At 70.8% G+C, this 25,652-nt stretch carries 24 protein-coding genes; 12 read left to right on the top strand and 12 right to left on the bottom strand.

The features are described 5' to 3' along the window. Nucleotides 1–66 precede the first annotated feature (66 nt). Complete coding sequence (locus tag OHA21_RS07600) at nucleotides 67–357, top strand: SemiSWEET family sugar transporter (protein ID WP_328471589.1); 291 nt, start codon at nucleotides 67–69, stop codon at nucleotides 355–357. Here the strand turns inward: OHA21_RS07600 and OHA21_RS07595 are convergent. The 7 genes from OHA21_RS07595 to OHA21_RS07565 all read right to left on the bottom strand — a co-directional run bounded on the left by OHA21_RS07595 (nucleotide 302) and on the right by OHA21_RS07565 (nucleotide 7,964). Further along, on the bottom strand, nucleotides 302–910 hold the full coding sequence (locus tag OHA21_RS07595) for an HD domain-containing protein (RefSeq protein ID WP_328471587.1): 609 nt from the start codon (nucleotides 908–910) through the stop codon (nucleotides 302–304). The two genes, OHA21_RS07600 and OHA21_RS07595, sit on opposite strands and share 56 nt — an antisense overlap. Nucleotides 911–1,101: 191 nt before the next feature. Then, a complete protein-coding gene (locus tag OHA21_RS07590) occupies nucleotides 1,102–2,370 on the bottom strand; it encodes a cytochrome P450 (RefSeq protein WP_328471585.1) in 1,269 nt (422 codons plus the stop codon). Between the two features lie 84 nt (nucleotides 2,371–2,454). Further along, nucleotides 2,455–3,201 carry a class I SAM-dependent methyltransferase gene (locus tag OHA21_RS07585; RefSeq protein WP_328471583.1) on the bottom strand — a complete coding sequence of 249 codons (747 nt, stop codon included), beginning with the start codon at nucleotides 3,199–3,201 and terminating at the stop codon, nucleotides 2,455–2,457. A gap of 41 nt (nucleotides 3,202–3,242) precedes the next feature. Beyond that, on the bottom strand, nucleotides 3,243–3,983 hold the full coding sequence (locus OHA21_RS07580) for a L,D-transpeptidase (RefSeq protein WP_328471581.1): 741 nt from the start codon (nucleotides 3,981–3,983) through the stop codon (nucleotides 3,243–3,245). 109 nt (nucleotides 3,984–4,092) lie between these two features. Then, nucleotides 4,093–5,427: an MFS transporter gene (locus OHA21_RS07575; protein ID WP_328471579.1), complete on the bottom strand. Its 1,335-nt coding sequence runs from the start codon at nucleotides 5,425–5,427 to the stop codon at nucleotides 4,093–4,095. A 100-nt stretch (nucleotides 5,428–5,527) separates the two neighbouring features. Continuing rightward, nucleotides 5,528–7,453 carry a helix-turn-helix domain-containing protein gene (locus OHA21_RS07570; protein ID WP_328471577.1) on the bottom strand — a complete coding sequence of 642 codons (1,926 nt, stop codon included), beginning with the start codon at nucleotides 7,451–7,453 and terminating at the stop codon, nucleotides 5,528–5,530. Between the two features lie 79 nt (nucleotides 7,454–7,532). Then, nucleotides 7,533–7,964, bottom strand: a complete 432-nt coding sequence (locus OHA21_RS07565) for a MarR family winged helix-turn-helix transcriptional regulator (RefSeq protein ID WP_328471575.1) — start codon at nucleotides 7,962–7,964, stop codon at nucleotides 7,533–7,535. 87 nt (nucleotides 7,965–8,051) lie between these two features. Here OHA21_RS07565 and OHA21_RS07560 point away from each other — a divergent pair, with 87 nt between their 5' ends. Then, the gene (locus tag OHA21_RS07560) at nucleotides 8,052–8,678 is read left to right on the top strand and encodes an FMN-dependent NADH-azoreductase (RefSeq protein WP_328471572.1); all 627 of its coding nucleotides are present in this window, start codon (nucleotides 8,052–8,054) and stop codon (nucleotides 8,676–8,678) included. A 65-nt stretch (nucleotides 8,679–8,743) separates the two neighbouring features. Next, nucleotides 8,744–9,412: a hypothetical protein gene (locus OHA21_RS07555; protein ID WP_328471570.1), complete on the top strand. Its 669-nt coding sequence runs from the start codon at nucleotides 8,744–8,746 to the stop codon at nucleotides 9,410–9,412. Between the two features lie 1,051 nt (nucleotides 9,413–10,463). Here the strand turns inward: OHA21_RS07555 and OHA21_RS07550 are convergent. Continuing rightward, nucleotides 10,464–10,955 (bottom strand): hypothetical protein, encoded by a 492-nt coding sequence (locus OHA21_RS07550; RefSeq protein WP_328471568.1) that lies wholly within the window; start codon nucleotides 10,953–10,955, stop codon nucleotides 10,464–10,466. 172 nt (nucleotides 10,956–11,127) lie between these two features. On the opposite strand from OHA21_RS07550, the gene OHA21_RS07545 reads away from it, so the two are divergent. Further along, the gene (locus OHA21_RS07545; protein WP_328471566.1) at nucleotides 11,128–12,723 is read left to right on the top strand and encodes a methyl-accepting chemotaxis protein; all 1,596 of its coding nucleotides are present in this window, start codon (nucleotides 11,128–11,130) and stop codon (nucleotides 12,721–12,723) included. An 87-nt stretch (nucleotides 12,724–12,810) separates the two neighbouring features. Here OHA21_RS07545 and OHA21_RS07540 read toward each other — a convergent pair whose 3' ends face one another. Further along, nucleotides 12,811–13,446, bottom strand: a complete 636-nt coding sequence (locus OHA21_RS07540) for an FMN-dependent NADH-azoreductase (RefSeq protein ID WP_328471564.1) — start codon at nucleotides 13,444–13,446, stop codon at nucleotides 12,811–12,813. A 93-nt stretch (nucleotides 13,447–13,539) separates the two neighbouring features. On the opposite strand from OHA21_RS07540, the gene OHA21_RS07535 reads away from it, so the two are divergent. Beyond that, nucleotides 13,540–14,028, top strand: coding sequence for a MarR family winged helix-turn-helix transcriptional regulator (locus tag OHA21_RS07535; RefSeq protein WP_328471562.1), 489 nt, complete (start codon nucleotides 13,540–13,542; stop codon nucleotides 14,026–14,028). 8 nt (nucleotides 14,029–14,036) lie between these two features. Here OHA21_RS07535 and OHA21_RS07530 read toward each other — a convergent pair whose 3' ends face one another. Together OHA21_RS07530 and OHA21_RS07525 are read right to left on the bottom strand one after the other, a co-directional pair. Continuing rightward, on the bottom strand, nucleotides 14,037–14,483 hold the full coding sequence (locus OHA21_RS07530; RefSeq protein ID WP_328471560.1) for a hemerythrin domain-containing protein: 447 nt from the start codon (nucleotides 14,481–14,483) through the stop codon (nucleotides 14,037–14,039). Continuing rightward, the gene (locus OHA21_RS07525; RefSeq protein WP_328471558.1) at nucleotides 14,476–15,681 is read right to left on the bottom strand and encodes an MFS transporter; all 1,206 of its coding nucleotides are present in this window, start codon (nucleotides 15,679–15,681) and stop codon (nucleotides 14,476–14,478) included. Before OHA21_RS07525 ends, OHA21_RS07530 begins: the two co-directional genes overlap by 8 nt. A 207-nt stretch (nucleotides 15,682–15,888) precedes the next feature. On the opposite strand from OHA21_RS07525, the gene OHA21_RS07520 reads away from it, so the two are divergent. The 7 genes from OHA21_RS07520 to OHA21_RS07490 all read left to right on the top strand — a co-directional run bounded on the left by OHA21_RS07520 (nucleotide 15,889) and on the right by OHA21_RS07490 (nucleotide 24,753). Beyond that, nucleotides 15,889–19,509, top strand: a complete 3,621-nt coding sequence (locus OHA21_RS07520; protein WP_328471556.1) for a nitrate reductase subunit alpha — start codon at nucleotides 15,889–15,891, stop codon at nucleotides 19,507–19,509. Then, nucleotides 19,509–21,155 carry a nitrate reductase subunit beta gene (gene narH / locus OHA21_RS07515; RefSeq protein WP_328471554.1) on the top strand — a complete coding sequence of 549 codons (1,647 nt, stop codon included), beginning with the start codon at nucleotides 19,509–19,511 and terminating at the stop codon, nucleotides 21,153–21,155. Before OHA21_RS07520 ends, narH begins: the two co-directional genes overlap by 1 nt. Next, nucleotides 21,152–21,739, top strand: a complete 588-nt coding sequence (gene narJ / locus OHA21_RS07510) for a nitrate reductase molybdenum cofactor assembly chaperone (protein ID WP_328471552.1) — start codon at nucleotides 21,152–21,154, stop codon at nucleotides 21,737–21,739. Before narH ends, narJ begins: the two co-directional genes overlap by 4 nt. Then, nucleotides 21,736–22,476 (top strand): respiratory nitrate reductase subunit gamma, encoded by a 741-nt coding sequence (gene narI, locus OHA21_RS07505; protein WP_328471550.1) that lies wholly within the window; start codon nucleotides 21,736–21,738, stop codon nucleotides 22,474–22,476. Before narJ ends, narI begins: the two co-directional genes overlap by 4 nt. A gap of 20 nt (nucleotides 22,477–22,496) precedes the next feature. Further along, complete coding sequence (locus tag OHA21_RS07500) at nucleotides 22,497–22,829, top strand: cupin domain-containing protein (RefSeq protein ID WP_328471548.1); 333 nt, start codon at nucleotides 22,497–22,499, stop codon at nucleotides 22,827–22,829. 125 nt (nucleotides 22,830–22,954) lie between these two features. Then, nucleotides 22,955–23,821 carry a hypothetical protein gene (locus tag OHA21_RS07495; RefSeq protein WP_328471546.1) on the top strand — a complete coding sequence of 289 codons (867 nt, stop codon included), beginning with the start codon at nucleotides 22,955–22,957 and terminating at the stop codon, nucleotides 23,819–23,821. After that, nucleotides 23,818–24,753: a hypothetical protein gene (locus tag OHA21_RS07490; RefSeq protein WP_328471544.1), complete on the top strand. Its 936-nt coding sequence runs from the start codon at nucleotides 23,818–23,820 to the stop codon at nucleotides 24,751–24,753. The genes OHA21_RS07495 and OHA21_RS07490 overlap by 4 nt, the downstream gene beginning before the upstream one ends. On the opposite strand, the gene OHA21_RS07485 is transcribed toward OHA21_RS07490, so the two are convergent. After that, nucleotides 24,739–25,320: a TetR/AcrR family transcriptional regulator gene (locus OHA21_RS07485; RefSeq protein WP_328471542.1), complete on the bottom strand. Its 582-nt coding sequence runs from the start codon at nucleotides 25,318–25,320 to the stop codon at nucleotides 24,739–24,741. The two genes, OHA21_RS07490 and OHA21_RS07485, sit on opposite strands and share 15 nt — an antisense overlap. Nucleotides 25,321–25,652: the final 332 nt, after the last annotated feature.

Raw genomic sequence — 25,652 nt, 5'->3', positions numbered from 1 at the left:
GCTCCCGACCCCAGGTCGACGCGGCCCGCCCGGCCGAGCGCCTCAATCTCGCGAGGTGAACGGACCATGGAGTCTTTTCTCGGTCTCACAGCGGCCGCCTGGGGCGTGGTGATGGCCTTGGCCCCCGCCCTGCAGATCAAGCGCATGATCACCCGACGTTCCTCAGCCGACATCTCGCTGGGCTACTTCGCCCTGCTGCTGCCCGGCTTCGCGCTCTGGATCGCCTACGGCTGGACCCGCGCCGACTGGCCCCTGGTAGTCCCCAACATTCTGGCCTTCACCGTCACCCTGACCACGATCATCATCGGCCTGACCCTGCGCCGCCGCTCTCAGCGCCACCATCAAGGTCACCGGTGACGGTCCGCGGCCACCAGTCGTCCGGATCGGTGGCCCGGATCTCGGCCAGCATTGCGCGGCCCACCTCGGTCTTCACCGAGGCTGCCAGGTACTCCACCCAGCGCCTCGCCAACTCCGGCCGCTCGGCCAGACTTTCCCGCAGATGCAGCACGGACTCGATGACGTCGGCATCCTTGGCGATCCGGGCCTCCACGGAATCCTGCTCGACCCACTGCAGGGCCCGGTCCCGGATCAGCTCCCGAACCCCGTCCGGAAGCCCCGCGGTCTGATCCTCGATCACCCGCAGGAACGGCTTCGGCTCGTCAAGGTACCGCCGCGTGAGATGGTGCATATCGCCCAGCCGGGCCTCCGGCAGGTCGTGCAACAGCGCGAGGGTGGCCGCCCGGTCCGGGTCGGCGCCGGCCATCGTTGCCATCGTCATCGCTATCAATGCGGTGCGGAACGAGTGATCCGCGACAGACTCCCGGTTGGCCATCCGGGCGAGCGCCCACCCGCTGCGCGGGGTCCGCTTCAAGACGCCGGCCTCATAGAAGAAGTCCGCGGCTCCCCGCACTCCAAGATCATCGAACTCGCCCACCGCTTCCCCGGAAATGCCAGCATTACCAGTCGCAGCAGCTCGGCCGAGCGGGGCCGCGCCGCCAGGCGGCGCCGGGTCGCCAGGCGGCGCCGGGTCGCCAGGCGGCGCCGGGTCGTCAGGCGGGGCGGCGGCGCCGGATCGGGACGGTTCCTCAGACATCCGGCTGGTCAGCCTGTCGTGATGGGGAGCTTGGCGTAGCCGCGCAGCACCAGACGATCGCGGAGCACGGGCTCACCGGCCAGAGCGAGCCGGGGCAGCATGGTCAGCAGGAGCGGGAAAGCCACCTGGGCCTCCAGCCGGGCCAAGGGTGCGCCCAGGCAGTAGTGGGCGCCACCGCCGAAGGAGACGGGCTGGATTGCTGGGCGGTCCGGGTCGAAGCGGTGTGGGTCGGGGTAGCGGGCCGGGTCGCGGTTGGCAGCGCCGAGCAGCATGGTCAGCGCAGCGCCTCCGGGCAGCCGCGTCGGGGCGGCGCCGGAGGGCAGCCCCGTCGGGGCGGCGCCGGAGGGCAGCCCCGTCAGGGCAGCGCCGGAGGGCAGCCGTTCGCTGTCGCCCACGTCGAGCGGGGTGGACGTGAAGCGGGTGGTCAGCTGGACCGGTGAGTCGTAGCGGAGGATCTCCTCGACGTACGCCGGAGCCAGCTCGGGGTCCGCACGCAGGCGGGCCGCGTGGGTGGGATGGTCGAGCAGGATGCGCAGGCCGGTGCCGAGCAGGTTGGTGGTGGTCTCGAAGCCGGCGACCAGCAGCAGCACCAGGTTGGCGAGCAGCTCGGCGCCGGTCAGGCCGGAGCCGGTGGCGGCGAGAGCGCTGGTCAGATCCTCCTGCGGGGAGCGCTGGCGCTCGGCGATCAGGCCGATGAAGTAGTCCTCCAGGTCGCGGCCGGCGGCGTCGGCGCGGCGCATCTCCTCGTCGGTGCTGATCGGCTCGAGGACGACGGTCAGGTCGGCGGCGCGCTGCCGGAACCACGGGCGATCGGCATCGGGGACGCCGAGCAGGGCGCAGATCACGCCGATCGGCAACGGGTACGCGAACGCGCTCATGAATTCCACCTCGGCCGGCATCGCCTTGATCAGGTCGGCGGCCTGCGAGGCGATGACGTCGCGGAGCGCGGCCACCCGGCGAGCGGTGAAGGTGGCCGCGGCCGCCCGGCGGACCCGGGTGTGGTCAGGCGGGTTGTACTGCAGCATCGACTGGACGATCGAGGCGACACCGCGGTTCTCCCGCCAGTCGGGCCAGAAGCCGTCGTAGTCGGCGGCGTCGGCGACACGCAGGTTCGGATCGCGCAGCAGCCGGTTGGTGAGCGCATGGGTGGTGATGAACCAGCGCCCGTCGAGCGCCTGGAACATCGGCCCGTGCGTTCGCAGCGCGTCATACGCGGGGTACGGATCCTGGCGCCCCTCGGCGGAGAACAACGACGCCAGCGCGGTCTCGAAATCCATTCCCGGTGCCTCCCCGATCGACGCGTCCCATCATGCCCTGTGGCCCCCAAGTCACCCGCCGGTCAGCGCCGGGGTAGGACAGAATCAGCGGCGGGCGAGCAACGCGAACGCGTTCGGCAGGCGACCGTTCCAGGCGGCCGCGGCCAGATCGCCCATCCGCCAGAACGGCTCGGCGTACTCGTGCAGTTCCTGAACCTGCAGCCCGGCGGCGGCCAGGACGGTGACGAACTCGCCCAGCGTGCGCTGCGTCTGCACCGCTCCCCCGGCCGGGAACGTGTCGTTGACGTGGCTCGCCGCGAAATAGCTGCGGTCCGGCCGGATCCCCGGCTCGTCGGCGTCCCACGTCCACAGTGGCGCCGCCGGATGCTCCTCGTAGATGAACAGATGCCCGGAGGGCCGCAGCAGCCGCACCACGTCCCGGGCCCAGGACGAGAGGTCCCGGATCCAGATCAGTGCGCCCTTCCCGGTGTAGACGAGGTCGGCGCAGCCGTCGGCCAGCGGCGCGCCCGGCAGCGCACCGACCAGGTAACGGCAGGCCACTCCCAGTTCGTCAGCCCGGCGCTGCGCCGCGCGTACCGTCACCGCGCTGTAATCGACGCCCATCACCGACCTGGCGCCGGCGTGGATGAGCGCGACATCGTCCGTGCCGTTGCCGCTCTGCAGGTGCACCACCTGCGGTGACGTGCGCAGCACGTCGCGCAGGATCGGGCGCTCGGCGTCGGTCAGCGACACGCCGGAGGCCGCGACGGCCAGCATCTCCGCATCCTCCCGGACGTACTTCTCGGAGGCGGTCTCCCACGCGTCCCGGTTCGCCCGGGTCACCGAATCCATGGTTCGGACGGTGGTCGAGAAGAAGGAGAAGTTCAAGCGAGTTACGGCCGGCGCCCGAACGTGTGCACCGCGGCGCCCATCTCCAGCTGCTCCCACATCGTGACCGCGTCGCGGTGCAGCAGGTTCACGCAGCCGTGCGAGCCGCGAGCCTTGTCGTGCAGGTAGGTGGTCGTCTCGTGGAAGCCGATCCCGCCGACGAACCGCTGCCAGTACGGGAGCCAGACCTCGTACGGGTTCGACCACTCCCGCTCAGTCCGCTTGTTGATCGTGTATTCGCCGGCGGGAGTCGCGTGGCCGCGGTAGCCGGTGCGGACCACGGTCGGGCCGAGGACCACGGCGCCGTCGCGGACCACCCAGGCAGTCTGCGTGGTGAGGTCGACGCAGGCGGTCACGCCCTGCGGCGCGGCGTCGCATCCGCCGAGCCGGGTTGAGGCGGTCGCGATCCGGCGGGCGACGTCGGCGGTGGTCGCGTCGGCTTGGCCGCGCGCCGGGCGGATGCCGAAGCGCTGCTGGAAAGCCCGGATGGCGGCGCAGTCGATGGCGGTGCCGAGGGTCGCGAGGCTCTGCTCGATCGCACGCTGATGACGGCCACCGCCGCAACCCGGCGCGGTCCCGGCCTCGGTCTCGGCTTCGACTGGTTCGGCGGCCGGCACGCCTTTGACGATCTTGACGAACGACGGGCCCGCCGCCGGAGACGCCTCCGCGACAGCAACGGCCGGCTGCGGCGACGGAAGCAGGCCGGTCACATCGACCGCCCCGAAACCGACGGCGGCACCCGCCACCGCGACCGCCCCCGCGAGCCAACTTGCTGCAGACCTCGACACCCCGGTGTGATCGGTCCCTGACGAGCGTCAGAGCAGACACACCGGGGTGCTTTCCAGGAGCGGTACCTCAGTCGAGCGTCCGGTCATGCCGCAGCGACGTCCGCGCGGTCTCCTTCGCCAGCAGCACGGCCACGATCGTGATCACCGACGCCACGGTCATGTAGATCGCCACCGCCGTCGTGTTCGGCGCCTCCACATCGCCGAGCAGCTTCAGCGCGATGATCGGCGCCAGCGCTCCCGCCACGATCGACGCCAGCTGGTAGCCGACCGACGCGCCCGTGTACCGCACCGACGTCCCGAACAGCTCGGAAAAGAAGGCCGCCTGCGGCGCGTACATCAGAGCGTGCAGGAACAGACCGACCACCACCGCCAGAATGATCTTCGGCTCGGACTTGCTGCCGACCAGGTCGAAGAAGAAGAACGACCAGATCGCGATGCCGGCCGCGCCGACCAGATAGATCGGCCGGCGACCGACCCGGTCGGAAAGAGCACCGATCAACGGAATGATCACGAACTGTACGCCGGAGCCGACCAGCAACGCCGTCAGGATCAGGCTCTTGTCGGCCGAGGTCCCGGCGAAGGTGGTCAGGTAGGTGATCGAGATGACCGTGACGATGTAGTACCCGATGTTCTCGGCCAGCCGCATACCCATCGCGAGCAGCACCTCCCGCGGGTACCGCCGGATCACCTCGAGCAGCGGCTGGTGGTTGCGCCCGGCGAGCTGGGTCTGCGCCTGCTTGAAGACCGGCGACTCCTCGATGCTGAGCCGCACCCACAGCCCGACCAGCACGAGCACCGCGCTGAGCAGGAACGGGATCCGCCAGCCCCACGCCTCGAACGCCTCGTCCGGCTGCACCAGGGCGAGCAGCCACAGCACCCCGGTGGCGAGCAGGTTGCCCAGCGCCACCCCGGCCTGCGGCCACGACGTCCAGAAGCCGCGCCGCGCGTCGTCGCCGTGCTCGGCGGCCATCAGCACCGCGCCGCCCCATTCGCCGCCGACCGCGAAGCCCTGCAGGAGACGGCAGGTGAGCAGCAGGATCGGCGCCGCGATGCCGATCGTCGCGTAGGTCGGCAGCAACCCGATCGCGATGGTCGCGCCGCCCATCAGCATGAGCGAGACGACCAGCATCTTCTTGCGGCCGACCCGGTCGCCGAAGTGGCCGAAGACGATGCCGCCGAGGGGGCGGGCCACGAAGCCGAGCGCGTACGTGCCGAACGCCAGCAGGGTGCCGGTCACCGGGTCGGAGGACGGGAAGAACAGGGTGCCGAAGACGAGGGCGGCCGCGGAGCCGTAGAGGAAGAAGTCGTACCACTCCACCGCGGTGCCGACCAGGGACGCGAAGACAACCTTGACGATGGACGCACGTTCGGTGCCGGCCGCCGGCGCGGAGGTTATGGACATGCTGATCCTTCCTGGATCGCAGGGGGATGCGGTGATGAACGGGACGTTACGTCCGCGTCGGCGGTGAACCCATGGATGCGGGCCACACATTGACGACCGTTCAGGTGTGGTCGGCGTCCAGAGGGCCGCGCAGCCGGTGCAACCGCAGGGCCAGTTGCAGGTCGAGAACCCGCCGGGGGTGTTGCCAGTCGTCGCCGAGCAGCTGGGTCACCCGGTCCAGGCGCTGGGTGACGGTGTTGACGTGCACGTGCAGGCTCTCCGCGGCCTTGGCCAGGCCGCCGCCGGCGTCGAAGTAGACCTCGAGCGTGCGGATCAGCGCGGTCCCCCGCCGCGCGTCGTAGTCGATCACCGGCCCGAGCGCGCCGTGCACGAACCCGCCGACATCGCGGCGGTCACCGAGCAGCAGACCGACATAGCCGAGCTCGGCGGAGTCGGCGCCGGACCCCGCACGGCCCAGGGTGATCAGCGCGCTCAGGCATTGATCAGCTTCCCGGTACGCCGGAGCCACCCCACCCGCGCCCCGGGCCGGTCCGGCGCCACCGGCGGTGACCGGGCGGCCGAGCGTACGGCTCAATTCTTTGGCGATCAGCCGTGCGGTGCCGGCCGGGTCCTCGCCGGGCAGCAGCAGCGCCACCCGGCCGTCGCGCGACATCGCGAGTCCCCGTTTGGTGGCGGCGAACGTCCGTGCCCAGGAGACGGCCCGCTGCCCAAGTCCGTCACCGGTCTCGTCACCGGCGGCGACCACCACATACGGCGCGTCCACGTCGAGACCGAGCCGGGTGGCCCGGGTGCGGACCGCGTCGGGGTCGCGGACCGGGCGGCTGATCAGGTCGTCGAGCAGGTCGCCGCGGACCTGGGCCTCGGCTTCGGCGACCGTGCGCCGGAACAGCAGCAGCAGCGCGGTGACCTGCGCGGCGCGTTCGAGGATGCGCTGGTCCACGTCGGCCAGGGGCCGGTCCGGGCGGAAGACCAGCGCACCCAGGTTGTCGGCCCCGGCCACCACCGCGGCGATGATCAGGTCGCCCCGGCGTACGCTGCGCCCTTCTCCGCGAGAGGCCGCGACCGCCTCGCCCACGGTGGATCCGGCGGGCTCGGGCAGTTCGACGTCGCAGTCCGGCGTCAGCGCGGTCGCGAGCGTGCGCCCCTGCGCGTCGATCACCAGCAGCGCGCCGTGCAGCACATCGACCAGGTCGGCGGCGACGTCGTCGACCCCGCCGCCGCGCAGCACGACCGCGGTCATCCGGTCGTGCGCGGCCGCGGCGCGTTCCACCGACTCGCTGTGCGCCTGAATCACCGCGTTGGCCGTGGAGAGTTCGGCGAGCGCGGTCTGCGTCTCGCTGAGCAGCCGGGCCGTGTCCAGCGCGACGGCGGCATGCGCCGCCAGCGACAACAGCAGCGCGACCTCCTCCCGCCCGAACGGCCGTTCGGCGCGGTTCGCCGCGAACAACACGCCGATCACTGCCGAGCCCAACCGCATCGGTACGCCCAAAATCGCCACAAGCCCCTCGTCACCGACACCTTGGTCGATGTCCGTGGTGTGCTCGAAGCGGCTGTCGGTCGGGTAGTTCGCGGTGGCGTACGGCGCTCCGGTCAGCGCGACCAGCCCGCCCAGCCCGGCTCCCGGCGGCAGCCGCAGCTTCTGGAAGCTGGCCGCCACCGACCCGTCGGTGACCCGCATGTACGTGTCCCCGCGCTCCGGATCGTTCAGCGTCATGTACGAGACGTCGACGTTGAGCAGCGTCCGGACCCGGTGCACGATGGCGCGCAGCACCGCGTCCACGTCGCGCAGGCCGGCCAGGTCGCCGGCCGTGTCGTACAGCGCCGACAACTCCTCCTCGCGCCGGCGACGCCGTTCCAGCAGGGTCCGCACCTTCAGAGCCAGCAGTTTGGTCTGCTCGAGCTCGTCGAGCTGCGTCCCGGTGGCGCCGGCCGTCCGCGCGGCGACGAGCGGACGTTCGAACTCCACCAGGGCAGCTTCCCGGGCAAGCAGATCGAGATATTCGAATCCGGGCGACGTGCTGGTCATGGCCGACACCATAGGGCCCGGTGACGCAATGCCATATGTGTCTGGCCTACATGCTCAAGGCCGCGCTTATGTCGTCATCTCACAGTGCGGCGAGCACCTTCTCCAGGGCGGCGGCCACGCTGCGCGACTCGGCGCCGGTCATCCGCGAGGTGAAGTGGCGCTGGATACCGTCCAGGTAGACCGGCGCGGCGGCACGCAGACGGTCCCGACCGGCGTCGGTGATCGTCGCGTAGGCAGAACGCCGGTCGTCCGGGTTGCTCTCCCGCGTGACCAGACCGGCGCCGGCGAGGGCGTCCACGACACGGCTCACCCGGGTGCGGCTGACCACCGCCTTCTGTCCCAGCTCACCCATGCTGAGTCGCCGGCCAGGCGCGTAGTTGAGTTCGAGCAGTACGTCGTACCAGGTCAGGGGCAACCCGGTGGCGGACTGGAGCTCACGGTCGAGCACCGGGACCAGTGCGGCGTGGACGCGCAGCAGGGCCGCCCACGCGGCCACATCGGTGTCACTCATCACGCCAGCGTAGCGAATTCTTGTGCGTGCGCACGCACTGGTGTAAGAATGTGCGTGCGCACGCATCCTCTTCTTCCAGGAGTCGACATGCTTCTTCACATCTCTGCCTCGCCGCGCGGCCCCAAGTCCGAGTCCCTGGCGATCGCCCACACCTTCCTCGAGACGGTGCGGGAGGTGAACCCGTCGCTCCCGATCAAGGAGTACGACCTGTGGGACGGCACGCTGCCCGCCTTCGGTCCGCCGGCCGCGGCCGGCAAGATGGCCGTCTTCGCCGGCGAGGAGCCGCAGGGTGAGGCCGCCGCAGCATGGGACGCCGCGATCAAGACCTTCCATCGGTACGACGAAGCCGACCGCTACCTCTTCAGTGTGCCGATGTGGAACGCGGGCGTGCCGTACATCCTCAAGCAGTTCATCGACGTGATCAGCCAGCCCGGCATGGTGTTCGGCTTCGACCCCACGCACGGCTATTCCGGCCTCCTGCAGGGCAAGCGCGCCGCGATCATCTACACCAGCGCGGTGTACGGCCCGGACCGCGGCCCGGCGTTCGGCGCCGACTTCCAGGCGCCGTACCTGGAAGAGTGGCTGCGCTGGACCGGCATCTCCGACATCGAGTCCATCCACTTCCGCCCCAACCTGGCCACCGCCGACGCCGAGACGGGTCGCCGCCTGGCGCACGAACGGGCGCGCGACGTGGCCAAGCGTTTCGTCGCATAGTCGTTCTGTCGGCTGCCGGCCGGCGCTCCCCGGCCGGCAACGAACCCCAAGAAAGAGAGATCACCATGTCAGCCACCGTGCGCGCCGCGAAAGCGGGCCTGTGGGCGCTGCCCGCCTACGGTGTCCTGCTAGGCCTGAGCACCATCACCCACCAGCCGTCCATCGACGACTTCGACGCCTACGCCCGCTACATCACCACCGACATATTCCTGATCAGCCACATCGGCGCCAGCATCTTCGGCGCGGCCCTGGCGATCCTCGGCGGCATCGCCCTGACCACGTTCCTGGTCCGCGGCCGCGCCGCGACCAGCGCAATCGTCGGCCTGGCACTGACCACGATCGCCAACGTGTTCCTGGCAGCCGCCTTCGGCAGCTCCGCCTTCGTCCAGCCAGGCCTCGGCCGGGCCCACCTCGCCGGCACTCCCGGCATGGCAGCCCTCAACGACGACACCGCGTACGGCCCGCCGTTCTTCGCCACCGCCCTGTCCGCCTCGTTCCTGCTGATCGTCGCCGCAATCGTGCTCGGCGTGGCCACCGCCCGCACCGACCGCCGCCTCCGCTGGCACGGCGTGGCCTACGCGGTGCTCATCCCGCTGTTCGTCCTGTCCGGCTTCGCCTTGCAGATCGCCCAGCCGGTAGCCGGCTTCCTCCTGGCCGCCGCCACCGCCGCCCTGGCCTTGCGCCTCCCCCAGGTGGCCCGCACCCACCCCGCCGACACCCCGGTATCGGTCTAGCCCCCTGGTCGCGAGCGGATCCGCCGCCCAGCTCAACCCACACCCAGCTGACGCCGAGCGTCGCTCCCCACCCACCGAAGCAGCCCTCACGGTCAGCCGCGCCCTCCGGCTGACCGTGAGCGTCGCTTCCCCGCCCCCGAAGGAACACCCACCGTCAGCCACGCCCTCCGGCTGACCGCGAGCGTCGCTTCCCCGCCCCCGAAGGAACACCCACCGTCAGCCGCGCCCTCCGGCTGACCGCGAGCGTCGCTTCCCCGCCCCCGAAGGAACACCCACCGTCAGCCGCGCCCTCCGGCTGACCGCGAGCGTCGCCTCCCCGCCCCCGAAGCAGCGCTCACGGTCAGCCGCGCCCTCCAGCTGACCGCGAGCGTCGCCTCCCCGCCCCCGAAGGAACACCCACCGTCAGCCCACGCCCTCCAGCTGACCGCGAGCGTCGCTTCCCCGCCCCCGAAGGAACACCCACCGTCAGCCCACGCCCTCCAGCTGACCGCGAGCGTCGCTTCCCCGCCGCCGAAGGAGCGCCCACGGTCAGCCACGCCCTCCGGCTGACCGTGAGCGTCGCTTATCGGCTGCCGAAGGAGCAGCAACCGTCAGCCGGCGAGATTGGCTGACGGCCAGCGCTGCCTCCCGGCCGATGAAGGAGCGCTCAGCGTCAGCCTGGGTGGGTGGCTGGGGCAGCGGTGCCGCCCTAGCGTCTGCGGCGGTGGCTGCTTGTCGGCGGCCGGAAGCGGCTGGGCCCGGCCGCAGGGTCACATGCGGGCAAAGGCAGCCGGCTGGCTGGGGGATACGGCGGCTTCGGTGGAGCCAGGCCGGTGAGGGCCGGGTGGCCGGCCGAGCCGGGCCGCGAGTGGGGACAGGCGGTGAGCTGGTTGGGCCGCGGGCGGGCCCGGCGGGTGGGCAGATCCGGGGGTGCGGGCGGGCTCAACGGGCGGGCTCAGCGGGCGAGCTCAGCGGGCGAGCTCAGCGGGCGAGCTCAGCGGGCGAGCTCAGCGGGCGAGCTCAGCGGGCGAGCTCAGCGGGCGGGTAAGTTGGGGTGGGGCGCGGGTGAGGGCTAGGCGGGTGGGCCGGCGATCAGCAGGGCGGAGACCGCGAGCCAGCCGATGTGCCAGGCCTGGTCGAGTTCGAACAGGGCGGTGCCGGGGCCGGTGCTGGCCGCCCCGGCTGGGCGGACCACGCCGACCGTTTCGATGTAGCCGGTGCGGCCCAGCAGGCGGCCCAGGCGGATCAGCGGGACGCGCAGGTCCGCCACGAAGTGGGTGAGCGCGTTGAGGCCGATGCCGGCCGCCAGCCAGCCGGGCTGCAACGGCACGCCGAGCCACCAGCAGGCCGCCAGGAGGAAGATCGTGGTGGTCGCCGTCCACGAGGCGACGTGTTTGGCGCAGTGCCACATGGCCGCCTTGCGGACGCAGCCGGCGTTGTCCAGGGCCTTGCCGTACGCCTGACCGCTGGTCTGCACCCAATGGTCCCCGATGTAGTGGCCGGCGAGCATCACGCCGAACGCGACCGCCGCCGTGACCGCGCGGATCAGATCGTCCTCGTTCACGGTGTGGCCCTCCACTCGACAAGGGATGCAGTTGCGCTTTCCACTGCAACACCGAAATCCGCTATCGGCGCCGAAACGTGTCGGTGTACACCACGTCACCTCCGTCACATCGGGTGTTCCCTCCCCGGCCTGCCGAGGTCACGCCGATGATGGAGCCGAGGGGGTGGGCGCTGTGCCGATCCGGTGGTTCTCCGACCGGAGCGTACGGTCCAAGGTTCATGTGGCGGTGGCGCTGGTCGCGCTCGTCGCCCTGGCGGTCGGGGTGCAGTCGCTGATCCGGCTGCGCGACGCGGACCACCAGATGAACGGGGTGACCGGCACGATCATCCCCCGGATCCGGGCGATCGGCGCGTTGCGTGGCGCGCAGGCGCAGCTCAACGACGCCGCGGCGAACCAGATCGCCGGCCAGTTCACCAAGGACGCGGATGCCACCGCGAAGGCGCAGACCCTGTTCGCGGACGCCGAGGCCGACATGAACGCCGCGATCACGAAGCTTCAGGGTTCGGTGACCAGCGACGCGGACCGGGCGCGGGTGGCGGCGGTGGTCGAGGCCTGGCAGGTGTACGACAGCAGCGTACGGGTCAACCAGTACGGCCTGGACGCGCTGGCCGGCATCACCCCGGTGGGCCAGGACGAGACCGGCGACCTGGTGGCCAGCATGACCGCGGCCTTCGACGAGCTTGCGGCCAACGCGGACGCCGAGGCGCGGACCGCGGCCGCCGAGGGGCACGACTCGTACCGGGCGGCGGTGCTGCAGATCGCGATCCTGCTGCTGGTCGGCCTGCTCTGCGGGATGACCATCGCGGAGCTGGTCGCCCGGACCATCCGGCAGCGGGTCCGGGACGTCGGAACCGCGCTGCGGGCGATGGCCGAGGGCGATCTGACCGGGACCGTGCCGGTCACCTCCCGCGACGAGCTGGGCGTGATGTCCGGGGACATGAACGAGGCGCTTAGCGGCGTACGGGCGGCGGTCACCGCGATGGCGGGCAGCGCCGACACCCTGGCCGACCAGGCGGCCCGGCTGTCCAGCAGCAGCGACCAGATCCTCAGCAGCGCGCGGCAGACCAGTCAGCAGGCGCGCGGCGCTGCGGCCACCGCGGACCTGGTGTCGGCGAACGTGTCGACCGTGGCGAGCGCCTCGCAGCAGATGAGCGGTTCGATCGAGGAGATCGCCCGGAACGCCAGCGACGGGGCGTCGGTCGCGGCGACCGCAGCGGAACGGGCGGTCGCCACCAACGCGGTGATCAGCAAGCTGGGCGACTCGTCCGCGGAGATCGGCGACGTGATCAAGACGATCACGTCGATCGCTGAGCAGACGAACCTGCTCGCGCTGAACGCGACCATCGAGGCGGCCCGCGCCGGGGAATCGGGCAAGGGGTTCGCGGTGGTCGCCGGCGAGGTGAAGGATCTGGCACAGGAGACGGCCCGGGCGACCGCGGACATCTCCGAGCGGGTCCGCGCGATCCAGACCGACACGCGGGGCGCGGTGGAGGCGATCGCCGAGATCACCACCATCATCGGGAAGATCAACGAGTACCAGAGTTCGATCGCGGCCGCGGTGGACCAGCAGACCGCGACGACGAACGAGATGAACCGCAGCGTGTCCGAGGCGGCCGGTGGCAGCAGCGACATCGCCGGCAACATCGCCCAGGCCGCACAGGCGGCCGAGCAGACGACGACGGCCGTGGCGCAGAACCGGGAGGCGGCGGCCAGTCTGGCGGCGATCTCCGCCGAGTTCCGCGAGCTGGTGGGCCGGTTCCGTTACTGACCGGGCGGCTGGTGGTGCCGGGCGCGCAGGCCGCCGGAGGGTACGGCCGGGTCCGCGACCGTAGGGGCCGCGGACCCGGCGGTGGGATCAGACGCGGGTCGCGAGGGTGCGGCCGACCGTCACGGCGGCCTCGTGAGCGGTCTTGCGCATCAGCGCGGCGGTCTCGGTGAAGGCGTCCAGCGCCGGGTTCACGCCGACCAGGGTGAACTCGCGCTCGATCAGGGTCAGCTCGGCGCCCCAGATGTCGGCGACGACGCGGCGCAGGTACGCGGTGTTGTGGTCCCAGCCGTCGCGGGGCGTGCCCGGCCCGTACGCGCCGCCGCGGGTGGTCAGCACCACGGCCGGCTTGCCGTCGAGCAGCTTCTCGCCGTTCTCGCCACCGGCCATGGCCAGGTCGATCCACACCTTGGCGTGCTGCGAGATGCCGTAGTTGTAGAGCGGCAGCGCCAGGATCACCGCGTCGGCGGCGCGCAGCTCCCCGGCCAGCTCGCCGGCGAGGTTCACCGCGCCGTGCTGGGCCTCGGTCCGCTGGTCGGCCGGCACGTAGCCGGCGTGGATCGCGTTCGCCCAGGCGTCGGCGGGCAGCGGCTCGGCGCCGAGGTGGCGGCGCTTGATCTCGGTGCCGGGGCGCGCGGCGGTCCATTCCTTCTCGACCAGGTCGGCGAGCTCGGTGCTCGCGGAGTTCGGTCCCAGGATGCTGGCGTCGATACGCAGGACGGCCATGGTTCTCCTCAGCTGGCAACTTGAATGTTCAACACGAGAGTGGCACGGTCTTGTTGAATGTTCAAGTACGCTGGTCAGGTATCGTGCTGACTCGTGAGCGATCCCACAGACGTCCCCTGGCTGTCCGACGGCGAACGGCATGCCTGGATGGCGCTCACGACCGTGCTGATGAGCCTGCCGCCGGCCATCGACGCGCAGCTCAAGCGGGACGCCGGGATCAACTTCTTCGAGTACCAGATCCTGTCCTCGCTGTCCCAGGCCGCCGACCGCTCGGTGCGGATGAGCCTGCTCGCCCACCTGGCCGGCGGCTCGCTCTCCCGGCTCTCGCACGCGGTCAGCCGCCTGGAGCGGCAGGGCTGGGTCGAGCGCCGCAACATGGACACCACCGAGGTTCGCTGCGTGGTCGCGGTCCTCACCGACGCCGGCCTGGCGATGGTCGAGCAGACAGCGCCGGGCCACGTACGCGAGGCCCGGCGCCTGGTGTTCGACGCGCTCACCGAGGAGCAGGTGGCGCAGCTGGAGAAGATCGGTCACCAGCTGATCGCGTCAGCGGCCCCGCATCTGATCTCCTGCCTGCGATAGCAGAAGCCTCAGACAGCGCTGCCCGCCCGGCGCCGGGCGGCGTCCACCGCGTCCCAGTCGTCGCCGCTCAGGGCGGTCAGGGCCGCCGGGAAGACGCCGTCCTGCTCCTTCAGAATGTGCTCGCGCAGCATCTCCAGGGCCGCCAGCAACTCCTCCGGCCAGCGCGGGTCGTCCGGGGAGCCGGCCAGCACCTTCTCCATCCGGCGGTGCTCGTCCTCCAGGGCGGCCACCTGATCGGGGAAGTCGCCGGAGAGCAGCGGGAACAGGCCGTGCTCCTCGACCTCGGTGTGCGGGCCGAGGATGGCGGCGATGCGCTCGGCGGTCCGGGCCATCGCGGGGACGTCGCCGCGGGCGTGGGCGGCACGGACGTCGCCGATCAGGTTGACCACGGCGTCGTGTTCGCGGGTGAGCTCGGCGATGGCCTCGACGTCCTGGCAGCCGCAGTACTCACACATGGGCCACACTGCCCGAGCGGTTCCGGCCGACCGAGAGGACGTCCAGCAGCAGGGCGGCGAGGGCGACCACGGCGAGCAGGGCGAGGCCGAGGGCGTACGACTGGAACTGGCCGTAGATGGTGCCCATCACCAGCGGCGGGACGAACCCGCCGAGTCCGCCGGCCGCGCCGACGACGCCGGTCACCGAACCCACCTGGTTGGCCGGGGCGTTCTGGGCGACCAGGGCGAAGGTGGCGCCGCTGCCCGCGCCGAGTGCGGCGGCCATGGCCAGGAACGCGATGGTGCCGATCGGGGCCAGGCCCGGGGTGAACGACTGCACGACAGCACCGGCGATGACCACGCTCAGCGAGACGGCCAGGACCCGGGTGGGCGCGACCTTGTCGGAGAGCCAGCCGCCGACCGGGCGCATGATCACGGCGAGCAGCACGAACCCGGCCATCCGGTTGGCGGCGTCGGCCTGGGTCAGGCCGTATGCGGTCTTGAGGTAGGCGGGCAGGTAGACCGAGAAGGCGACGTAGCCACCGAAGGCGACGGCGTACAGGGCGGAGGCCTGCCAGGTGATCTTCAGGCGCAGGGTGGCGGCAAGACGCTGGGACAGCGGCGCGGTGGGCACCGGACGGTCCGGGGCGTCGCGCAGGACCAGCCAGGCGACGACGGCGTAGACGGCGAGCACGGCGGCGGTCAGCAGGAACGGGGTGGCGGTGCTGCCCGCGTCGACCAGCTTGACCGTGGTGAGTGCGCTGACCGCGGTGCCGCCCATGCCGGCGCCGAAGACACCGACGGCGAAACCGCGCCGGTGCGGCGGGAACCAGGCGTTGACGAACGGGACGCCGACCGCGAAGGCCGTACCGCCGATGCCGAGGAAGAACCCGCCGATCAGCAGCGACGCCAGGGCGTTGTGGCCCCAGAGACCCAGGTAGAGCACCGGGACGATGGTGGCGAGGGAGACCAGCGGGAACATCACCCGGCCGCCGAACCTGTCGGTCAGGGCCCCGACCGGGATCCGGCCGACCGAGCCGACGACCACCGGCACCGCCACGAGCAGCGCCTGCTGGAACGAGGTCAGTCCCAGCTCGGTCGTGAACCGCACGGCCAAGGGGCTGAGCAGCGCCCAGGCCCAGAAGTTGACCACGAAGCCGACGGTGGCCAGGGCGAGCATGAGATTCGCGCGGCGAGGTGTCGCCGAGGGTGTGCTCATCAGATTCTCCGCTGTCGCACAGGATATTTCGTCATCACCAACGGTCCCGGACGGCGAGCCCGGCGGATAGGGACTTTGTACCCGCCCGAGGGGCCCACATTCCCGGAAAAGGCCAGGTCTTCGGACACCAAAACTGCCATTCGAGTTGCACGGACCACGAGGTCATACAAATGTGAGATCCGGGTCCTCAACCGGAAGGCGAGCGCGATGGCGAACGGAGCCGGGAAAGCGTTGTTGCAGGTCGGCGGGCTCCTACGCCGAGCCGAGGTGTCCGACGACAGTCGGGCGCTCTACCAGATCGGCGGACGCGAGGCGGACGCCTTCTACCGCGACCGATGGTCCTACGACAAGGTGGTCCGGTCCACGCACGGGGTGAACTGCACCGGCTCCTGCTCGTGGAAGGTCTACGTCCGCGACGGGATCATCACCTGGGAGCAGCAGCAGACCGACTACCCCAGCGTCGGTCCCGACAAGCCGGAGTACGAGCCGCGCGGTTGTCCCCGTGGAGCGGCGTTCTCCTGGTACACCTACTCGCCGACGCGCGTGCGGTACCCGTACGCCCGCGGTGTTCTTCTCGAGATGTTCCGGGAGGCGCGGCAGCGGCTCGGTGACCCGGTGGCCGCGTGGGCCGAGATCCAGGACGATCCGGTGAAGCGGCGCAGCTACCAGAAGGCCCGCGGCAAGGGTGGCCTGGTCCGGGTGACCTGGGACGAGGCCCTGGAGCTGGTCGCCGCCGCGCATGTGCACGCGATCAAGAAGTACGGGCCGGACCGGGTGGCCGGCTTCTCCCCCATTCCCGCGATGTCGATGGTGTCGCACGCGGTCGGGGCCCGGTTCATGAGCCTGATCGGCGGCACGATGCTGTCGTTCTACGACTGGTACGCGGACCTGCCGGTGGCCTCGCCGCAGGTGTTCGGCGATCAGACCGACGTGCCCGAGTCGGGCGACTGGTGGGATGCGTCGTACCTGATGATGTGGGGTTCGAACGTGCCGGTGACGCGCACGCCGGACGCGCATTGGATGGCCGAGGCCCGCTACCGGGGACAGAAGGTCGTGGTGGTCAGCCCGGACTTCGCCGACAACGTGAAGTTCGCCGACGAGTGGATGCCCGCCCAGCCCGGCACCGACGGCGCCCTGGCGATGGCGATGGGCCACGTGATCCTCAAGGAGTTCTTCGTCGACCGGCGCACCCCGCAGTTCGTCGACTACGTCCGCAAGTACACCGACCTGCCGTATCTGATCACCCTGGAGCCGTTCGAGGGCGGCTACCGGCCGGGCAAGTTCCTCACCGCCGCGGACGACGCCTTCAAGACCGTGCTCTGGGACTCGGCGACCAACGAACCGGCCGTCCCCCGCGGTTCGCTCGGGCACCGCTGGGGCGCCGAGGCCGGCCAGTGGAACCTCGACCTGGGCGACATCGAGCCGGCCCTGACCTGCCTGGGCGCGGGTGATCCGGTCGAGGTCAGCCTGCCGCGCTTCGACGGGGACAACCCTGGCGTGCTGCGCCGGGGCGTGCCCACCCGGACCGTCGACGGCAAGCTGGTGACCACCGTCTTCGACCTGATGCTGGCCCAGTACGGGGTGGCCCGCGACGGCCTGCCCGGCGACTGGCCGACCGGGTACGACGACGCCTCCAACCCGTACACACCGGCCTGGCAGGAGCCGCACACCGGAGTTCCGGCCGCGCAGGTGGCCCGGGTGGCCCGCGAGTTCGCCGACAACGCGGAACGCTCGGGTGGCCGGTCGATGATCCTGCTCGGGGCCGGCACCAACCACTGGTTCCACTCCGACACCACGTACCGGGCGATCCTCGCGCTGGTCACGCTGACCGGTTGCCAGGGTGTCAACGGTGGCGGCTGGGCACACTACGTCGGTCAGGAGAAGTGCCGCCCGGCCACCGGCTGGCAGCAGCTCGCGTCCGCGCTGGACTGGTCCCGGCCACCGCGGCAGATGATCGGCACCGCGTTCTGGTACACGCACACCGACCAGTGGCGCTACGACACGTACAGCGCCGACACGGTCTCCTCGCCGACCGGGGACGGGTTGTTCGCCGGCAAGCACACGATGGACCTGCTGGCCCAGTCGGTGCGTTCCGGCTGGATGCCGTCGATGCCGACCTTCGACCGCAACCCGCTCGACCTGGCCGACGAGGCCGGCGACGACCCGGCCGGCTACGTCGCGAACGCGCTGCACGAGAAGCGCCTCAAGTTCGCGTGCACCGATCCGGACGCGCCGCAGAACTGGCCGCGGGTGCTGACGGTGTGGCGGGCGAACCTGCTCGGCTCGTCGGCGAAGGGCAACGAGTACTTCCTGCGGCACCTGCTCGGCACGGACAGCAACCTGCGGGCCACCGAGGCGTCCCCCGAGCAGCGGCCGGACGACGTGGCCTGGCAGGAGCAGGCGCCGGAAGGCAAGCTGGATCTGCTGCTCAACATGGACTTCCGGATGACGTCGACGACGCTGCTCTCCGACGTGGTGCTACCGGCCGCCACCTGGTACGAGAAGCACGACCTCAACACCACCGACATGCACCCGTTCGTGCACGCGTTCACCCCGGCGATCAACCCGCCCTGGCAGACCCGGACAGACTTCGACATCTTCCACGGCCTGGCCCGCACGTTCTCCAAGCTCGCCCGCAAGCACCTCGGCATCCGCAAGGACGTGGTCGCCGCGCCGCTGCTGCACGACACCCCGGACGCGATGGCCACCCCGCACGGGCGGGTCCGCGACTGGCAGGCCGAGGGCGAGAAACCGGTGCCGGGCCGGACCATGCCGAAGATCGTGGTGGTGGAACGCGATTACGGCGCGGTCGCCGACAAGATGGCCGCGCTCGGCCCGCTGCTCGACACGCTCGGCACCACGATCAAGGGCTACTCGGTCGACGTCAGTCCCGAGATCGACTACCTGCGGCACAAGAACGGCGCGATCCGCGGCGGGGTCGCCGACGGCCGCCCGTCGCTGGCGAAGGACGTCCACGCCTGCGAGGCGATCCTCGCGCTCTCCGGCACCACGAACGGCCGGGTCGCCACCGAGGGCTTCCACGACGTGGAGAAACGCACCGGCGTGAAACTGGCCGACCTGTCCGCCGAGCACGAGGGCAAGCAGATCACCTTCGCCGACACCCAGTCCCGGCCGGTCCCGGTGATCACCAGCCCGGAGTGGTCCGGCAGCGAGACCGGCGGCCGCCGCTACTCGCCGTTCACCATCAACGTGGAGCGGCTCAAGCCGTGGCACACGCTGACCGGGCGGCAGCACTTCTTCCTCGACCACGACTGGATGCACGAGGCCGGCGAGGCGCTGCCGATCTTCCGGCCGCCGCTGGACATGCACAAACTGTTCGGCGAGCCGCGCCTGGGCCGCAACGGCGAACTCGAGATCACCCTGCGGTACCTCACGCCGCACTCGAAGTGGTCGATCCACTCCGAGTACCAGGACAACCTGATCATGCTGACGCTGTCCCGCGGTGGCCCGACCATGTGGATGAGCGAGGAGGACGCCGCCAAGATCAGCGTCAAGGACAACGACTGGATCGAGGCGGTCAACCGGAACGGCGTAGTGGTCTGCCGGGCCATCGTGAGCCACAAGATGCCCGAGGGCACGGTGTACATGTACCACGCCCAGGAACGGGTGATCGACGTGCCGAAGGCCGAGGTCAACGGCCGGCGCGGCGGCATCCACAACTCGCTGACCCGGCTGCTGGTCAAGCCCACCCACATCATCGGCGGGTACGCCCAGCTGGCGTTCGCGTTCAACTATCTCGGCCCGACCGGCAACCAGCGCGACGAGGTCACGGTCATCCGCCGCCGCTCGCAGGAGGTGCAGTACTGATGCGTGTGATGGCGCAGGTCGCGATGGTCATGAACCTGGACAAGTGCATCGGTTGCCACACCTGCTCGGTGACGTGCAAGCAGGCGTGGACCAACCGCTCCGGGGTCGAGTACGTGTGGTTCAACAACGTCGAGTCCCGGCCCGGGCTGGGCTACCCGCGCACCTACCAGGACCAGGACAGATGGCAGGGCGGCTGGGTGCGTACCGTGACCGGCGGCCTCAAACCGCGCGCCGGCGGCCGGGTGAAGAAGCTGCTCAGCATCTTCGCCAACCCGATCCTGCCGTCGATGCAGGACTACTACGAGCCGTGGACCTACGACTACGAGCACCTGCTCGCCGCCCCCGCCGGTGAGGACCTGCCGGTGGCCCGGCCGAAGTCGCTGCTCACCGGCGAGGACACCAAGGTGACCTGGTCGGCGAACTGGGACGACTCGCTGGGCGGCGGCAACGAGGTGCTGGCCGGCGACCCGATCCTGCAGCAGGTCTCCGACCAGGTCCGCCAGGAGTACGAGAAGGCGTTCCTGTTCTTCCTGCCGCGGATCTGCGAGCACTGCCTCAACCCGTCCTGTGCTGCTTCGTGTCCCTCGGGCGCGATCTACAAACGGGCCGAGGACGGCATCGTGCTCGTCGACCAGGACCGGTGCCGGGGCTGGCGGATGTGTGTGACGGGCTGCCCGTACAAGAAGGTGTATTTCAACCACCGCACCGGCAAGGCCGAGAAGTGCACGTTCTGCTTCCCGCGCATCGAGATCGGCCAGCCGACCATCTGCTCCGAGACCTGCGTGGGCCGGTTGCGCTACATCGGCGTGATGCTCTACGACGCCGACCGGGTGGCCAAGGCCGCGGCCACCAGATACGAGCATGATCTGTACGACGCCCAGCGCTCGGTCTTCCTCGACCCGAACGACCCGGCGGTGGTCCGCGCCGCGCTCAAGGCCGGCATCCCGGAGGACTGGCTCGACGCGGCCCGGCGCTCGCCGGTCTGGGATCTGATCATGAAGTACGAGGTGGCGCTGCCGCTGCATCCGGAGTACCGGACCATGCCGATGGTCTGGTACATCCCGCCGCTCTCCCCCGTCGTCGACGTGCTGCGCGACACCGGCCACGACGGCGAGGACCCGCACAACCTGTTCGGCGCGGTCGACGCCCTGCGCATCCCGGTCGAATACCTGGCCGGGCTGTTCACCGCCGGCGACACCGAACCGGTCCGGGCCGTGCTCAACCGGCTCGCCGCGATGCGCTCCTACCAGCGGCGGATCAACCTGGGTGAGAAGCCGGACGCCTCGATCCCGGCGGCGGTCGGGATGACCGCCGAGGAGATGGACGAGATGTACCGGCTGCTCGCCATCGCCAAGTACGAGCAGCGCTACGTCATCCCGACCGCGCACGCCGAGGACGCCCACCGCCTCGAACAGCTCGGCACCGAGTGCTCGCTGGACTATGACGGCGGGCCGGGCATGTACCAGACCGGGCCGTTCGGCGAGGCCTCCGGCACGCCGGTGCCGGTCCAGGTGGAGACGTTCCACATGCTGCGCGACCGGCAGACCGCGGACGAGCCACGGCGGCTCAACCTGCTCAACTGGGACGGCAAGGGTACGCCCGAAGGGCTCTTCCCCCCGCGGCGCGACTCCGGGGACCAGTCATGATCGCCGTCGCCGCCCGGGCCGCCTCGCTGCTGCTGCGCTACCCCGACGACGGCGTGATGGACGCCCTGCCGCTGGTGGTCGACGCGCTGCCCGGCATGCCGGCCGACGTCGCCGAGCAGTTGCGCCCGGTCGCCGAGCACCGGGCCGGCACCGAGATCGGCCGGCTGCGCCGCGAGTACGTCGACCTCTTCGACTTCCGCCGCCGCTGCTGCCTGCACCTGACCTACTACACCTGCGGCGACACCCGCAAACGCGGCGAGGCCCTGGCCGGCTTCGCCGGAACGTTCAAGGCCGCCGGCTTCGAGGTGGTCGGCGGGGAACTGCCCGACTACCTGCCCGCAGTCCTCGACCTCGCGGCCGCCGACGATTCCGGGTGGCGGCTGCTGCGGGACAACCGGGTCGGCCTCGACCTGCTCGTGCAGTCCCTGGACAGGGACCGGTCGGTGTACCGGCACGCGGTCGAGGCAGTCCGGCGGCTGCTCCCGGCGCCGAGTTCCCGCGATCTCTCCGCCGCCGCCCATCTGGCCCGCACCGGCCCGCCCGCCGAGCAGGTCGGCCTGCAACCTTTCGGGAGCGTCCGATGAACACCTTCCTCTGGGTGATCTTCCCGTACCTGGCTATCGCGGTCCTGATCGGCGGGACCGTCTGGCGATACCGCTACGACAAGTTCGGCTGGACCACCCGCTCCTCCCAGCTCTACGAGTCCAACTATCTGCGCTGGGGCAGCCCGATGTTCCACTTCGGGGTGCTGTTCGTGCTGATCGGGCACGTCATCGGGCTGCTCATCCCCAAGTCGTGGACCGAGGCGGTGGGGATCACCGAGCACGCATACCACCTGATGGCGGTCTTCGTCGGCACCGTGGCCGGGCTGTGCACCCTGATCGGCATGGCCATCCTCATCCTCCGGCGCCGGCTGACCGGCCCGGTCTTCGCTGCCACCACCAAGAATGACAAGGCGATGTACGTCGTACTGGCCGGCGTCATCCTCTGCGGCCTCTGGGCCACCGTGCGGGCGAATATCGCCGGGGACGGCTACGACTACCGCGAAACCGTCTCCCCGTGGCTGCGCTCGCTGTTCTACTTCCAGCCGGACGCCGAGCTGATGGCCGCGGTGCCGGCCACCTTCAAAATTCACATCATCGCGGCGTTCGTGCTGTTCGCCTTCTGGCCGTTCACCCGGCTCGTCCACGCCTTCAGCGCCCCGGTCGGCTATCTGACCCGCCCGTACGTCGTCTACCGCTACCGCGACACCCGCGGCGGCCTGCGCCCGGACCGCCCCGGCTGGGAAGGCCCGCCCCGGGCGCCCGCCTCGCGCCGCTGAGAACCCCCGGAAGGACGATCATGGAGAAGACCTCGCTCGCCGAACTGACCGAGCAGCACCTCGCCGCCGCCCGGACCGCATCCGGCGGGCGCAGCGCACACACCGTCCTCGGCGGGCACGCCGCCACCCTGCGCCAGACGCTGATCGCCCTGGCCGCCGGGCAGCAGCTCGACGAACACGAGAGCCCGGGCGAGGCGACCCTGCAGGTGCTGCGCGGCCGGGTCCGGCTGGTGGCCGGCGCCGACAGCGCCGACGCCTCGACCGGCGAACTGCTCGTCATCCCGGATGCCCGGCACAGTCTCGACGCCCTGCAGGACAGCGTCGTTCTGCTCACCGTCGCGAAGACGGCCTAGATCGGGGCCCGCTGGGCGGGTCGAACAGCCGATCGGTGGTACGCCGAAAACCCGGTTGGTGCCGGGCTGCCCCCGTGCTACCCAGAAAGTGACAGGACGCCCGGGCTTGACGAGAGGGGGCGGCCATGTTCGCGAATCGTCGGGTGCTGGTGGCCGTCGTGGCGGCGTTCGCCCTCATCTTCGCGCTGGGTGTGGGCTGGCTGGTGCGTACCGCGGCCGCCGACGACCCCACATCGACCAGCGCCGACACGTCAACGTCTTCCTCTTCATCCTCGTCTGACTCCGGTTCGGATACGGCCGACGGCAGTGTTCCGCAGGACGATCTCGCACTTCCTGACTCCGAGTCCGATACCGATACCGATACCGGGCAGCCGGACAGCGGTGAGGGTGGCGAGGAGCCCGGGACCACCGACGACAACAATGAGGCGCCCCGGCCGGCGAAGACGGTCCGGGTCAACGGGCCGCAGGGTGGCGGCGCGATGGAGGACTCCTGCCGGTTCTTCGTCAACCAGTTCAGCGTCACCATGAAGGTGAAGAAGGTCTTCCTGAACGGGGCCGACGACGGGTTGTATCGCGCGGCGGGACACTGTCCGCTGAGCACCAACCCCGAGCTGCCGTCCGGGTCGAAGCCGTGCTCGACGGCGACCCGGCTCGACACCAGCGAGGGCTGTTACACCGGTGTGCAGCTCGAGAAGGAGCTGCGGCGGGGCGACGGCGAGAACGAGGGCGAGCCCAAGAAGTACGAGGCGCGGGTGACGGTTGTGTTCGGCGGCGTCTGCGAGTCGGCGAACGGGGCGCCCTGCTCGGAGGAGAGCGTCGCCCGGGAGAAGCCGTCCGGGAGCCGGCCCGTGCCGGTCGAGTGGAAGGCGACGACCGAGGTGCTCGTCGTGTACGGCAAGTCGGAGGCGGAGAAGTCGTCGCCCTCCCCCTCGGCGTCCGCGTCGGTTTCCGCGTCCGCCTCGGCGTCGGCGTCTCCGTCACCCGAGACATGACCGCCCCGCCGGAGGATGCCGCTCCCGTGCAGCGCACCCTCGGCGCCCGCCTCGCCGAGATCGCCAACTTCCTGGCGCCGACCACGGTGATCACTGCGCTGCTGATCTACTTCGGGGCGGTCTACACCGACGGGCGGCTGGCGTACTACGGCATCCAGCTCGGACTCGCCGACCTCTCCACGCAGGACCTCGTCCTGTACGGCACCGAGGCGATCTTCGGCCCGCTCGCGGTGCTGCTGATCGCGGTCCTGCTGGTCCTGCTCGGCCACTCCACGGTCACCTGGTTGCTTGCCGACCCGTCCCGGGCACAGGCCGGATTGCTGACCGCCGCCGGGGTGACGCTCGTCGGGGTGCTGCTCACCGCCCGCGCGGTCCTGGGCCTGCTGTCGTCGCGGGTCTACGAGCGGGAGACGACGGCGACGACACCGCTCGCTCTGGCTGTGGGGCCGGCGCTGCTGGCGTACGCTGCCTGGATTGTCGCTCGTGTGCTCAGCCGCGACCCGGACAGCAGGCTGCATCGCTGGTATGCGGCCGATCATTCGGCCCGGCTGCGCCGGGCGATGATCGCCGCAGTCGTGGTGCTGGCGCTGGCCGGGCTGTTCTGGGCGACCAACCGGGTGGCATTCTTCCTCGGGCTGACCCGCAGCTACCAGGAGGCGACGGATCGCGGCGGCGCGTACGCCGTGGTCCTCGACACCCGGCAACGTCTCGCCGGGCTGCCGGCCGGCGTGGTCGAGGAGAAACTGCCGGATCCGGGCGAGGACGGGTACGCGTACCGCTACCGCGGCCTGCGCCTGGTCCTCGAATCCGGCGGCCGGCTGTTCCTGGTGCCGCAGCGGTGGACCCGTGACGGGCGCACCCTGGTCGTCGCCTACGACAGCGGCATCCGCCTCGAGGTGATCCCGCCGCCGAAGAACCTAGCCCCGCGCTGACCCCAACATCGCCTCGATCACCTTACGTAGCGGATCGGCGAGCTCCTCGGGGCCGGCGGCGGTGAGCGGCTGCAGCCCGGCCGAACGCAGAATCACGATGCCCAGCGCAGTCGAGAGCACGACCTGGGCGTTGAGCATGACGCTCTCGTCGTCGGGGCTGCTCCCGGCGGCCGTGGCGAGCCGGCGGGCCAGCGAGTTCAGGACGTCCAGGCGGATCCGGTCGGCGTTCGCTTCGCCGGAGGAGCGCAGCAGGAGCAGCAGTTGGTTCGGCTCCTTGGAGGGTTGGCCGGCCAGCCGCTCGGCGATCAGCCGGGGCGCATCGGCCAGCGGCATGTCCTCGAAGACGCTGCGCTTGAGCTCGTCGACGGTGCCACGCAGGCAGGCGCGGAACAGGCCCTCCTTGGACTCGAAGTAGCGGCTGATCAACGCCACGTTGACGCCGGCCTCGGTCGCGATGTCGCGCACCGAGGTGGCGGTGTAGCCGTCGGCGGCGAACCGGCGCCGGGCAGCGGTGAGCAGCGCCTGCCGGGTGGCGGCAGCATCGCGGCGGCGCGGTTCCACAGACATGCCCCCTACCTTAGCGATCACAGCACGTAACGTAAACAACCGTTTACTAACTCTGGCCGGCTGACGCACACGGCTGCATCCCGCGCCGCGAAGCAGCACTCGCTGTCAGCCCACCCGGCCGGCTGACGCGCACGGTTGCATCCCGGGCTTGGAGGCAGCACTGGCCGTCAGCTCGCCCGGTCGGCTGACGCGCACGGCTGCAACCCGGGCCGGGAGGCAGCACTGGCCGTCAGCTCGCCCGGCCGGCTGACGCGCACGGCTGCAACCCGGGCCGGGAGGCAGCACTGGCCGTCAGCTCGCCCGGCCGGCTGACGCGCACGGCTGTATTCCGG

Origin of the sequence: Actinoplanes sp. NBC_00393, from assembly GCF_036053395.1 — a bacterium.
GTDB lineage: Bacteria > Actinomycetota > Actinomycetes > Mycobacteriales > Micromonosporaceae > Actinoplanes.
This window is presented reverse-complemented; position numbering and strand designations above follow the sequence as displayed.

What these genes read in the sequence shown, in the direction of transcription:
- OHA21_RS07565 (WP_328471575.1), bottom strand. Translation starts at nt 7,964, where the DNA reads ATGAGTGACACCGATGTGGCCGCGTGGGCGGCCCTGCTGCGCGTCCAC.
- OHA21_RS07525 (WP_328471558.1), bottom strand. Translation starts at nt 15,681, where the DNA reads ATGAGCACACCCTCGGCGACACCTCGCCGCGCGAATCTCATGCTCGCC.
- OHA21_RS07570 (WP_328471577.1), bottom strand. Translation starts at nt 7,453, where the DNA reads ATGACCAGCACGTCGCCCGGATTCGAATATCTCGATCTGCTTGCCCGG.
- narJ (WP_328471552.1), top strand. Translation starts at nt 21,152, where the DNA reads ATGATCGCCGTCGCCGCCCGGGCCGCCTCGCTGCTGCTGCGCTACCCC.
- OHA21_RS07540 (WP_328471564.1), bottom strand. Translation starts at nt 13,446, where the DNA reads ATGGCCGTCCTGCGTATCGACGCCAGCATCCTGGGACCGAACTCCGCG.
- OHA21_RS07590 (WP_328471585.1), bottom strand. Translation starts at nt 2,370, where the DNA reads ATGGATTTCGAGACCGCGCTGGCGTCGTTGTTCTCCGCCGAGGGGCGC.
- narH (WP_328471554.1), top strand. Translation starts at nt 19,509, where the DNA reads ATGCGTGTGATGGCGCAGGTCGCGATGGTCATGAACCTGGACAAGTGC.
- OHA21_RS07585 (WP_328471583.1), bottom strand. Translation starts at nt 3,201, where the DNA reads ATGGATTCGGTGACCCGGGCGAACCGGGACGCGTGGGAGACCGCCTCC.
- narI (WP_328471550.1), top strand. Translation starts at nt 21,736, where the DNA reads ATGAACACCTTCCTCTGGGTGATCTTCCCGTACCTGGCTATCGCGGTC.
- OHA21_RS07500 (WP_328471548.1), top strand. Translation starts at nt 22,497, where the DNA reads ATGGAGAAGACCTCGCTCGCCGAACTGACCGAGCAGCACCTCGCCGCC.
- OHA21_RS07555 (WP_328471570.1), top strand. Translation starts at nt 8,744, where the DNA reads ATGTCAGCCACCGTGCGCGCCGCGAAAGCGGGCCTGTGGGCGCTGCCC.
- OHA21_RS07575 (WP_328471579.1), bottom strand. Translation starts at nt 5,427, where the DNA reads ATGTCCATAACCTCCGCGCCGGCGGCCGGCACCGAACGTGCGTCCATC.
- OHA21_RS07530 (WP_328471560.1), bottom strand. Translation starts at nt 14,483, where the DNA reads ATGTGTGAGTACTGCGGCTGCCAGGACGTCGAGGCCATCGCCGAGCTC.
- OHA21_RS07490 (WP_328471544.1), top strand. Translation starts at nt 23,818, where the DNA reads ATGACCGCCCCGCCGGAGGATGCCGCTCCCGTGCAGCGCACCCTCGGC.
- OHA21_RS07485 (WP_328471542.1), bottom strand. Translation starts at nt 25,320, where the DNA reads ATGTCTGTGGAACCGCGCCGCCGCGATGCTGCCGCCACCCGGCAGGCG.
- OHA21_RS07600 (WP_328471589.1), top strand. Translation starts at nt 67, where the DNA reads ATGGAGTCTTTTCTCGGTCTCACAGCGGCCGCCTGGGGCGTGGTGATG.
- OHA21_RS07560 (WP_328471572.1), top strand. Translation starts at nt 8,052, where the DNA reads ATGCTTCTTCACATCTCTGCCTCGCCGCGCGGCCCCAAGTCCGAGTCC.
- OHA21_RS07495 (WP_328471546.1), top strand. Translation starts at nt 22,955, where the DNA reads ATGTTCGCGAATCGTCGGGTGCTGGTGGCCGTCGTGGCGGCGTTCGCC.
- OHA21_RS07520 (WP_328471556.1), top strand. Translation starts at nt 15,889, where the DNA reads ATGGCGAACGGAGCCGGGAAAGCGTTGTTGCAGGTCGGCGGGCTCCTA.